The sequence below is a fragment of the Sulfuricaulis sp. genome (assembly GCF_041499725.1).
Classification (GTDB): domain Bacteria; phylum Pseudomonadota; class Gammaproteobacteria; order Acidiferrobacterales; family Sulfurifustaceae; genus Sulfuricaulis.
In genome coordinates this window covers 1-9,401 of record NZ_JBGQKW010000099.1, presented here as the reverse complement: position 1 = coordinate 9,401, position 9,401 = coordinate 1, and the positions used below count along the sequence as shown (strand labels likewise).

Here is a 9,401-nt window from a genome sequence, read left to right as displayed (position 1 = left end):
TCGCCGAACAGCTCACCGGCTGGTCCCAGCCGGAGGCGCGTGACCAGCCGTTGCCCGACGTATTCCGTATCGTCGATGAAGTGACGCGGAAACCCGCCATCAACCCCGTCGCCCTGTGCCTGGAAGAGGGGAGCGTGGTGTCCCTGGCCAACGCCGTCGTGCTGATCAGCCGGCAAGGCAATGAATATGCGATTGAAGACTCTTCCGCCCCCATCCGCCACACCGATGGCCGCGTCGTCGGCGCCGTCCTGGTTTTCAAGGACGCCACCGAGAAAAAGCGGCTGGTCAGACAGATTTCACATCAAGCCAGGCACGATTCCCTGACCGGTCTCGTCAACCGCTCGGAATTCAACCGTCAGCTCGAACGGCTCCTGCGTGATGTCCGCTCCGGAGACGGCGAGCACGCCTTGTGCTACCTGGATCTGGACCAGTTCAAGGTCGTCAACGACACCTGCGGGCACATCGCCGGCGACGCGCTGTTGCAACAGATCAGCATGCTGCTCAAGGACCACGCCCGCGCCGGAGATATCGTGGCCCGGCTCGGCGGTGATGAATTCGGCCTGCTGCTGGAAAACTGCCCTCTTGCCAAAGCCGATGAAATCTCCCGTTCGCTGTGCCGCATGATCGGTGAGCTTCGTTTTTCCTGGGAGGACAAGGTGTTCGAAGTCGGCGTCAGCATCGGGCTCGTCCCCGTCACCCCCGCCTCCGAGGGCCCGTCGCAGCTTCTGAGCCAGGCCGACGTCGCCTGCTACATGGCAAAAGACCTGGGACGCAACCGGATCCATGTCTACACCGTGGAGGATAAAGATCTCTCACGGCGCGAGCGCGAGTTGCATTGGGCGTCGCTTATCTCCGGCGCCCTGGAACAGAATCGTTTCCGGCTTTATGTCCAACCGATCCTTGACTTGAATAGCTCCAGTGCGACAACCTGGAATCATTATGAAGTGCTGCTGCGCATGCTGGATGACAATGACAGCGAAATATTGCCTGAAGTCTTCATTCCCGCCGCCGAGCGCTACAACCTCATGCCGTCACTCGACCGCTGGGTCATACAAAACACGCTGGCGCATCTGGGAAAGCAGCGCCAACTACTGGATACCGGCGACATATCCCTCTCGATCAACCTTTCCGGCAACTCGCTCAATGAGGAGGGGATGCAAGCCTACATCGAGGGTAAGCTCGCCAGGCTTAATGTGCCGCCCCATGTCATTTGCTTCGAGATCACCGAGACCGCGGTCATCCACAATATTGTGCGAGCGAGCGAATTTATTCGTTCCCTGAAAAGACTCGGCTGCCGGTTCGCGCTCGACGACTTCGGCAGCGGTCTGTCGTCGTTCGCGTATCTCAAAACCCTACCGGTGGATTACCTGAAAATCGACGGCGAGTTCGTGCGCGATATGGTGAACGATCGGATCGACGACGCCATGGTCGCGTCGATCAACAACATCGGGCACGTGATGGGGATCAAGACGATCGCCGAGTTCGTGGAAAACAGCGCGATACTCGATCGTCTGCGGGAACTGGGCGTGGACTATGCGCAGGGATATGGCATTGCGGTTCCGGCGCCCATCGAGCACATGATCCCGGCCAGCCACCGGGATTCACCGGCCCGGTAACAGTTCTCTCAGGCTTCGCTCCGTTCGCACTGAACCCTTCGACTCGCCGTTCGGTCTGAGCTTGTCGAAGACCGAACGGCTAGCTCAGGACAGGCCTGTCGAAGTGCGAACGGGTTAATGCCCAACGTTGGGCACTGTTGTCCCTCAGCCTTCAAGCCCCAATCGCTGATGCCACTCCGCGATGGATTCTTCCGGATACTCGTCAAACTTCTTGTCGCGCGGACTGGAGAAGACCGGCACCCAGTTCGCTTTCGATCCCAGCATCAGGTGCGTGCGTTCGGGCGGAACCGGAAGCTCGGTGTCGATCGCCGAGGCGAACGGATGCACCAGCTCCGGCCACTCCGGGTCCCATAGCCAAAGCGCACTGCCGCATTTCTTGCAGAAATTCCTGCGCCCCGTGCTTTTGGTAATTTTCCCGCTCGCTTCGTCCCGCAGCCGCGCGCGGTACACAGTAATATTTTTCTTGCCCGTGACCTTCAGCGTTTTGTACCGGCCGCTGAGATTAATGGCATACCCGCCTCCGCCCGCGGTCTTGCGGCAGATCGAGCAATAACAAAGATTGAACGGATACGGATGCGGTGACTGGACGGTGAATCTAACGCTCCCGCAGTGACACGATCCTTTGAGCTCCATGGGTAATCTCCCCGGCATTGGCCCAACGTAACCAGAACATTAGCCTACACCTCCTAGGGTTGATTTCGTATGGTCCGCGAGACATGCTTGTCGGGCAGAGTGTTGAATCCTGTGGCAGAGGAGAACCAATACATGGCGCGCACTAACAAAAAATCACCCACCCGAAAGCATGGACCCAACGTCCGTGCCAAACCTGCCTCACGCCCTCGCCGATCGCGCCGGGTGCTGGTACTCGTCGCCACGCGCAAGGGCGCGTGGCTGTTTCACGGCGATGCGAAACGAAAGACGTGGCGCGTCGAAGGACCACACTTTCTCGGCCACATCGTCAATCACCTCGTGCTCGACCCGCGCGACGGACGCACGCTGCTGGCGGCGGCAAAGACCGGCCACCTTGGCCCGACAATCTTTCGCTCCACGGATCTCGGCCGCACCTGGAAGGAAGCCGCAAAGCCACCCGCTTTCGCCAAGGCGCCGGAAAGCGAGAAGGGCCGCGTGGTCAATCACACCTTCTGGCTCACGCCGTGCCACGCCAACGAACCGAAGGCGTGGTACGCCGGGACCTCGCCGCAGGGGCTGTTCCGCACTGACGACGGCGGCCACACGTGGGAACCGTTCTCCATCATCAACGACGATCCGCAGTTCCGTTCCTGGATGGGCAGCGAGCAGGACGGCACGCCGGATGGACCGAAACTGCACTCGATCATCGTCGACCCGCGCGATTCGGCGCATCTCTACTTCGCTATGTCGGGCGGCGGTGTGCACGAATCGTTCGACCGCGGGCGAAGCTGGTCTGCCCTGGTAAAAGGAATGGAAGTGGTCGAAGGCTTCGACGCCGCCACCATCGCCTTCCACGACCCGCATTGCGTCCAGCTTTGTCCGAGCAACCCGGACCGCTTGTATCAACAGAATCACTGCGGCATCTACCGGCTCGACCGGCCGTCGAAGGAGTGGACACGCATCGGCAAGCACATGCCGAAGAATGTCGGCGACATCGGCTTTCCGATGGTGGTGCACCCGCGCGATGCGGACACCGCGTGGGTGTTTCCGATGGATGGCACGACCGTGTGGCCGCGCACGAGCCCGGAAGGCAAACCCGCCGCGTACGTGACCCGCAACGGCGGCGAGACGTGGCAGCGTCTCGATGCCGGACTGCCCAAGAATCAGGCATGGTGGACGGTGAAACGCCAGGCCATGACCGCGGACGCGCAAGATCCCGTGGGACTGTATCTGGGGACGACAAGCGGAGAGTTGTGGATGAGCCGCGCCGAAGGCCGTCGGTGGACGTGCCTCGCGCGGCACCTTCCCGAAATTTACGCGGTGGAGGCCGCGGAAGCAGACTGAGATAATGAAGGTGCTGATCCCCACGCCGCTACTCTCCTACACCAAAGAGCGCGAGGTCGAAGCCACCGGCGCCACGCTCATCGAACTGCTCGCCGACCTTGACCGTCAATACCCCGGGCTGCGTTTCCGCGTGATCGACGAGCAGAACATGATGCGCCCGCACATGCGATTCTTCGTCAACGGCGACCAGGTATTCAATATAACGCAGTCACTACGCCCGACTGATTCGGTGATCCTCGTGCAGGCATTGAGCGGCGGGTAATGGCATACCCGCCCCGCCCGCGGTCTTGCGGCAGATCGGGCAATAATAATGATTGAAGAGGTACGGATGCGGCGTCTGGACGGTGAATTTCACGTTCCCGCCGTAACAGTATCCCTTGAGTTCCATCGCTTACCTGTTGGCACTCTCACCCCTAGCTTTAGGGTGGGATTTCGGTTGAGGTGAAGCTATACTGTTGCACATCAACAGTTCTTGGAACACCGATATGGGCGACGCACGCTATACCAAACGCGGATTTCTAATTCCAACCAAATGGTTGAAGGGATTCGGCGCTAAGGTACGCGTCCAGCGCGGCGCCAACGTGCTCATTATCGAATCTGAAGAACGCGAGACAGCCCGCAAGCAACTCGGACGCATGGTGCGCGCGCTCCGCGGATCGGCCGCCAAGCTCGGCGCCCCGACACTTTCGGAAATCGAGAAACTCGTCACTGAAGTAAGAAAGACCCGTGCGGGTCGTAATTGACCAATGTATTAGTATTACTAGAATTTAAATTATGAGCGAGTTGATCTTCGAAGTTACACAGGAAGCCGACGGCGGTTTCTGCACGGAATGTCTCACGGAGCCGATCTTTACCCAGGCCGATACGTGGGAGCAGTTGCGCGATAACGTGCGCGAGGTCGTGCACGCTTATTATTTCGATCAACCGAAGAACCTTCCTTCTTCCATTCGACTGCATATGGTGCGCGACGAAATCCTCGCCTGCGCATGAAGCTGCCGAGGGATTTGAGCGGGCGGCAAGTAGTTCAGGGACTATGCCGCGATTGGGGATATCGCATAGTCAACCAGCAAGGTAGCCACATTATTCTTCAGACCGAAGAACCCAAGCATCAGCGCCTCGCCATACCGGACCACACCGTTCTTCGCATCGGCACATTAAGCAGCATCCTCCGTGCTGTCTCGCAGCACAAAGGCGTAGATCGGGATGCGCTGCTGAAAAGCTTTCGATAATTCCTGCCCCTATGCCAGGAGTCTTTAGTTATGAAACAGCCCAAGAATCCGTTGCACCCCGGCGAGATCCTCCTGGAGGAGTTTCTCAATCCCGCGGGCATTACCCATCTGGCATTTGCCAAGAAACTGGGTTGGACCCGCGCTCGTCTGAACGAACTCATCAAGGGTAAGCGCGGCATCACGGCCGAAGCGGCGTTGGACCTTGCCAAGGCGCTGGGAACCTCTGCGAAGCTTTGGATGAATTTGCAGGCGACGTATGACCTCGATCAGGCGATGAAGCGCCGCAAGGCGGCGTAAGTTCAACGGCAAAAAACGCGGCGGTAAGAGCGCATGAAGAAACTCATCGTCATCATCACTGTGCTGTATACGGTCGCGGCGTTCGCCGCGCTGGGCTTCATTTCGAATTGGTTTCGCGATCAACTGACTCTCGGGGAATCGGTCATCGTGACCACTCTGGTCCTCAGCCTGCCCACCGTTCTGATCCTTGCCATCGTCGCCTATTGGAATGAGCATAATCAGTGGTTCACACTCCTTCTCGTCGTGGTCATCCTCGGTTCAAGTGGATATGTGATCAAGTCGCATCATGATGCCTACGGCGAGTGGCTGCCGTCGCCCGCCGCTAAAGACATCGAGACCAGTGGCAACGCAACGCTCAATATTAACGGTATTAATAGTCATACCCTGTCCTACCGGCTGGAGCTGCATAACCCGGGCACTGTCGCCCATCGCGAATTTCTGATCGTCACGCGCGACGGCCAGGAGCGCCGCATCCGCCTTCCCATATTCGACGACGCGCGCAGCGGTTACGTCAGCGCCAAGACGCCGGGCGACTGGATCGTGCTGCAACTCACCACGGACGCCAACGTGGTCCAAGCGGAAACCGGCCGGTTCCTGTTGGTCCATAAATCCTTCCGGGTCAATCTGCAAACGGGGGAAGTGACGATTCTGGCTGTGAAATCACAAAATTAGGGCCAGAACCAACAATCGCTCAATCGAGTCTGAACTATTGATAATTGAGGGGGGAATTAATGTCTGAACACGGCATCCATGTACACGGCCCGCACGATCACGAAGTTGAGCACCAAGCCCAGCACGGCCCGGGGTTGGCGCAATCAATCGCGATTTTCACGGCACTCCTGGCCACGCTCGGAGCCGTCGTCGGCTATCACGTGGCCACCACACTGAGTCAGGCCATGCTGTACAAGAACGAAGCAGTACTCAAGAAAGCGGAGGCGTCCGACCAATGGAATTACTATCAGGCCAAGAGCACCAAGGGCCATCTCATGCAAGTGGCGGCGGACTTGAGCCCGCCGGCCAAAGCTCAGAGTTACCGCAAGCAAGTCGAGCGCTACGAGCAAGAGAAGCAGGAGATCAAGGATAAAGCGGAGGCGCTGGAAGAAAAGTCGCGCCACGCTGACGAAGAGAGTGAACACCTATTACATCCGTTGCACCGTGCGGAGCAGGCAATAACGCTGATTCAGATCGCGATCTCGCTCGCCTCCATAACAGTGTTGACGCGCAAGAGGTGGTTGTTCGGGGTGGCCGGTGTCGCCGCGGCGGGCGGCGTGATCTTCGCCGGTATGTCGTTCTTCTTGGCCTGAACCGATGAAATCATGGCTCTACGATTGGGGAGCGCCCAACGTGTGGCTATCATGCCGTGTTTTGTTGCGGCGTGTAAAATCATGAAGGCAATTCGGCTGTGTCCGCTCACGCGGACCTTTTGGTTTGCTTCGATCTATTTATTATTAATTGCCGTATCCTCCCCGGCATCAGCGGCGCCGGCGGGTGATGTAGTCAAGGGCGGCAATGACTCGATCAACAAGATTCCTCGTCCGGACCATGTCGTCATCGTTGTCGAGGAGAACAAATCCTACACACAGATCATTGGCAACGCAGCCGCCCCGTACATAAACGCCCTGGCCAACGACGGCGCCCTGTTTACTCAGTCATTTGGCGTTACGCACCCCAGCCAGCCCAACTACCTGGCCCTGTTTTCAGGGACAACACACGGGATTATTGATGACCGATGCCCTCTTTCGCTGTCTGGCGACAACCTGGCAACCGAGCTCATTCGCAAGAGCCTGAGTTTCGCCATATATTCCGAGTCGATGCCATCGGCTGGTTATACCGGTTGTGTATCCGGACATTACTTTCGAAAACATAATCCGCTGGCCAATTGGTCGTGGAGAAACACCGCGCCCCCAATGAACCTGCCATTCGACATGTTTCCTTCAGACTACTCACAATTGCCAACCGTATCGATAGTCGTGCCAAACCAGCTGAATGATATGCATGATGGTGCTCCGCCGCCGTCAATCATCCGGGGCGATAGATGGCTAAAAGAGAATCTGGGCTCCTATGTGAAATGGGCGGCGACTCATAACAGTCTGCTGATTCTCACGTGGGATGAAGATGACAATTCGAGTGACAACCACATTCCGACCATCTTTGTTGGCCCCATGGTCAAGCGTGGAATCTATGAAACAAGAGTGCTCCATTATCATGTCCTCCGAACCATCATTGACATGTATGAGCTGCGCCCTCTTGGGGAAACTATAAAGGTAAACTCAATAAAAGATATTTGGACACAATAAAATGTATGAGTCCATTCCGATCAGACCAAGGCGAGCAGTAAAAGAGAACTATCGTTCAATCGAGCCTGACTCTATTGGTCTAGCGAGGGCCGCTTCGACTACTTGCTCGTGGGTTCGACGGGGGTCTCGGAGCCGCTGCCCGCCGCGGAGACTCGCCTGGGCCGGCGGACGGCTCTCACCTTCCCGCTCTTTCCTCCTCCGCAGAAGAACCGATCGCCGCCATCGGACTCGAGCCCCGACACGTTTACTCCGGGCGGCATCTCGAGCCTCTCCAGGACCTCTCCCGTTCGAGGATCGACTCGTCTCAAATCGCTCTCGTTACCTTCCCAGGTGCCGTGCCAAAGCTCGCCGTCGACCCAGGTGACCCCGGTGACGAAGCGGTTGGACTCGATGGTGCGAAGAATCGCCCCTGTTTGAGGATCGATTTGATGGATCTTCCGGTCCCGATACTGCCCCACCCAGAGCGTCCCTTCGGCCCACGCGAGCCCCGAGTCACCGCCGCCGCCGGGCGCCGGGATCGTGGCGAGCACACGGCCGGTCTGCGGATCGATCTTCTGGATGCGGCCCTCGGCAATCTGAAACAGGTGCTGGCCGTCGAAGGCCGTTCCTGCATGCGCGGCCACATCTATGGAGCGCAGCGTCTTGCCGCTCTCCGTATCGAGGGCGAGCAGCTTGTCTCCGGCGGCGAACCAGACCTGCTGGCCGTCGTACGTAACCCCATGCACGTGGTCGACACCTGGAAAGGGTCCATACTCACGGATGATTTTGGCTGTTGATCGTTTCATGACGGCATCTTAGTCATTCGGTAGCGGCGCGAGGAGTAACAAGGTTGTCGTGAATCCCGGCACGGGCGGGGTCATCCAACGACGCGCTCGCCCGCGACCGAACGACTGCACCTTGCCTGCGGCCGCCAGCGAGTCGACTGCCCGCTGCACGGTGCGCTGGCTCGTTCCAAGCGCAAGTGCCAGTGCCGAGCTCGACCACGACTCCCCGTCGGCGAGGAAGGCCAGCACCGCCGCATGCTTTTCTTCGACGGGTCGCGCCAGTACCACAACCTTGCGTGCTTGGCGCGGCATCAGCACAAATCCTCGTTTCGTCGCGCTCACGCCGGCCAGCGTCCGAAGCACCGTGCGAAGCCGCCCGACTTCGACTCGCAATCGCGCGCGATGCGATTCATCGGCGAACTTCGTCCGGAATGCTTGCGCGATGAGCGTGTCCCTCGGCACGTCTTCGGGCCACGCCTCGCCCAGCGCGCGTGCGAGCGCGAACAGCACCGGACGCGTTGCGAGCGGCACCACCGTGCCTGCGGTACGCACGACATGACGGCACGCGTCCACCACGAGAGCCTTCGACGCCAGTAGCGTTTCAACCTCCTCGAGCCGGAGAAGTCGCTCCGCGCCACGCGCAATCAGGCGTGCCGCGGGCGTGTTCAGGACGAGGGATGCGCTTTCGACTTCCGCCGTCAGCGCCGGGATACCGGCGTGGCGCGCGGCGCGCTCGGCCCGAGCGAGTGCCGCACGCGCCGTCTTCGTCCGGAGGCGTCGCATCGCGATCCCCGCAACGACCAGCTCGTGGGCGGCCCTCAACGCGGGCGGGAAGGGCGCGGGGTCGAGCTCGGCGAGCGTACGTTCGGCTTCGTCGAGGCGCCCGATCAAGAGGAGGCGGCGGACTTCGAGATACCGCGCATGCGCGGCGTTCACCCGGTCGCCGTGCGCTTCGAGCGTCGCCCGCGCTGCGTCGAGCCGCTTAGCAGGCCAGCCCAAGTCGCGCGAGACAAGCGCAATCTCGGCCTCGGCGACGACACACCTGGCGCGGGCCACGGCCTCTTTCGGACCGAAGGCACGCGCCGCACGTCGCACGAGCGCCTTCGCTCGAACGAGATCGCCGAGCTGCGCCATCGCGATGCCTCGAAGCGCGAGCGCCGGCGCGTCCTCGCGCAAGGCGACCCGCTTCAATGCGCCGAGGGGATCACCCGCGGCGAGTGCACG

The 9,401-nt window shown here is 59.7% G+C and carries 13 protein-coding genes; 10 read left to right on the top strand and 3 right to left on the bottom strand.

The genetic code is table 11. From position 1 onward, the window contains the following. A partial coding sequence (locus ACC569_RS12975) for an EAL domain-containing protein (RefSeq protein ID WP_372523957.1) occupies positions 1-1,616 on the top strand: 1,616 nt, incomplete at its 5' end. 144 nt (positions 1,617-1,760) lie between these two features. Here ACC569_RS12975 and ACC569_RS12970 read toward each other — a convergent pair. Continuing rightward, complete coding sequence (locus ACC569_RS12970) at positions 1,761-2,249, bottom strand: GFA family protein (protein ID WP_372523956.1); 489 nt, start codon at positions 2,247-2,249, stop codon at positions 1,761-1,763. Between the two features lie 132 nt (positions 2,250-2,381). Here ACC569_RS12970 and ACC569_RS12965 point away from each other — a divergent pair, with 132 nt between their 5' ends. The 9 genes from ACC569_RS12965 to ACC569_RS12925 all read left to right on the top strand — a co-directional run bounded on the left by ACC569_RS12965 (position 2,382) and on the right by ACC569_RS12925 (position 7,413). Then, positions 2,382-3,590 (top strand): glycosyl hydrolase, encoded by a 1,209-nt coding sequence (locus tag ACC569_RS12965; protein WP_372523955.1) that lies wholly within the window; start codon positions 2,382-2,384, stop codon positions 3,588-3,590. A gap of 4 nt (positions 3,591-3,594) precedes the next feature. Further along, positions 3,595-3,852, top strand: a complete 258-nt coding sequence (locus tag ACC569_RS12960) for a MoaD/ThiS family protein (RefSeq protein ID WP_372523954.1) — start codon at positions 3,595-3,597, stop codon at positions 3,850-3,852. 193 nt (positions 3,853-4,045) lie between these two features. Beyond that, positions 4,046-4,333 carry a hypothetical protein gene (locus tag ACC569_RS12955; RefSeq protein WP_372523953.1) on the top strand — a complete coding sequence of 96 codons (288 nt, stop codon included), beginning with the start codon at positions 4,046-4,048 and terminating at the stop codon, positions 4,331-4,333. Between the two features lie 31 nt (positions 4,334-4,364). Continuing rightward, complete coding sequence (locus ACC569_RS12950) at positions 4,365-4,580, top strand: 2-phospho-L-lactate guanylyltransferase (RefSeq protein ID WP_372523952.1); 216 nt, start codon at positions 4,365-4,367, stop codon at positions 4,578-4,580. Next, a complete protein-coding gene (locus tag ACC569_RS12945; protein WP_372523951.1) occupies positions 4,577-4,819 on the top strand; it encodes a type II toxin-antitoxin system HicA family toxin in 243 nt (80 codons plus the stop codon). The genes ACC569_RS12950 and ACC569_RS12945 overlap by 4 nt, the downstream gene beginning before the upstream one ends. 30 nt (positions 4,820-4,849) lie before the next feature. Beyond that, the gene (locus ACC569_RS12940) at positions 4,850-5,116 is read left to right on the top strand and encodes a HigA family addiction module antitoxin (protein ID WP_372523950.1); all 267 of its coding nucleotides are present in this window, start codon (positions 4,850-4,852) and stop codon (positions 5,114-5,116) included. A gap of 33 nt (positions 5,117-5,149) precedes the next feature. Beyond that, complete coding sequence (locus tag ACC569_RS12935; protein WP_372523949.1) at positions 5,150-5,788, top strand: hypothetical protein; 639 nt, start codon at positions 5,150-5,152, stop codon at positions 5,786-5,788. Between the two features lie 59 nt (positions 5,789-5,847). Next, complete coding sequence (locus ACC569_RS12930) at positions 5,848-6,420, top strand: DUF4337 domain-containing protein (protein ID WP_372523948.1); 573 nt, start codon at positions 5,848-5,850, stop codon at positions 6,418-6,420. An 81-nt stretch (positions 6,421-6,501) separates the two neighbouring features. Beyond that, a complete protein-coding gene (locus ACC569_RS12925) occupies positions 6,502-7,413 on the top strand; it encodes an alkaline phosphatase family protein (RefSeq protein WP_372523947.1) in 912 nt (303 codons plus the stop codon). 98 nt (positions 7,414-7,511) lie between these two features. On the opposite strand, the gene ACC569_RS12920 is transcribed toward ACC569_RS12925, so the two are convergent. After that, complete coding sequence (locus ACC569_RS12920; RefSeq protein WP_372523946.1) at positions 7,512-8,198, bottom strand: PQQ-binding-like beta-propeller repeat protein; 687 nt, start codon at positions 8,196-8,198, stop codon at positions 7,512-7,514. Positions 8,199-8,207: 9 nt separating this feature from the next. Continuing rightward, on the bottom strand, positions 8,208-9,401 hold a 1,194-nt coding region (locus ACC569_RS12915; protein ID WP_372523945.1), incomplete at its 5' end, for a helix-turn-helix domain-containing protein.

Bases quoted from the DNA above. Each gene is read 5' to 3' on its own strand.
- ACC569_RS12970 (WP_372523956.1), bottom strand. From the start codon at position 2,249: ATGGAGCTCAAAGGATCGTGTCACTGCGGGAGCGTTAGATTCACCGTC.
- ACC569_RS12965 (WP_372523955.1), top strand. From the start codon at position 2,382: ATGGCGCGCACTAACAAAAAATCACCCACCCGAAAGCATGGACCCAAC.
- ACC569_RS12960 (WP_372523954.1), top strand. From the start codon at position 3,595: ATGAAGGTGCTGATCCCCACGCCGCTACTCTCCTACACCAAAGAGCGC.
- ACC569_RS12950 (WP_372523952.1), top strand. From the start codon at position 4,365: ATGAGCGAGTTGATCTTCGAAGTTACACAGGAAGCCGACGGCGGTTTC.
- ACC569_RS12945 (WP_372523951.1), top strand. From the start codon at position 4,577: ATGAAGCTGCCGAGGGATTTGAGCGGGCGGCAAGTAGTTCAGGGACTA.
- ACC569_RS12940 (WP_372523950.1), top strand. From the start codon at position 4,850: ATGAAACAGCCCAAGAATCCGTTGCACCCCGGCGAGATCCTCCTGGAG.
- ACC569_RS12935 (WP_372523949.1), top strand. From the start codon at position 5,150: ATGAAGAAACTCATCGTCATCATCACTGTGCTGTATACGGTCGCGGCG.
- ACC569_RS12930 (WP_372523948.1), top strand. From the start codon at position 5,848: ATGTCTGAACACGGCATCCATGTACACGGCCCGCACGATCACGAAGTT.
- ACC569_RS12925 (WP_372523947.1), top strand. From the start codon at position 6,502: ATGAAGGCAATTCGGCTGTGTCCGCTCACGCGGACCTTTTGGTTTGCT.
- ACC569_RS12920 (WP_372523946.1), bottom strand. From the start codon at position 8,198: ATGAAACGATCAACAGCCAAAATCATCCGTGAGTATGGACCCTTTCCA.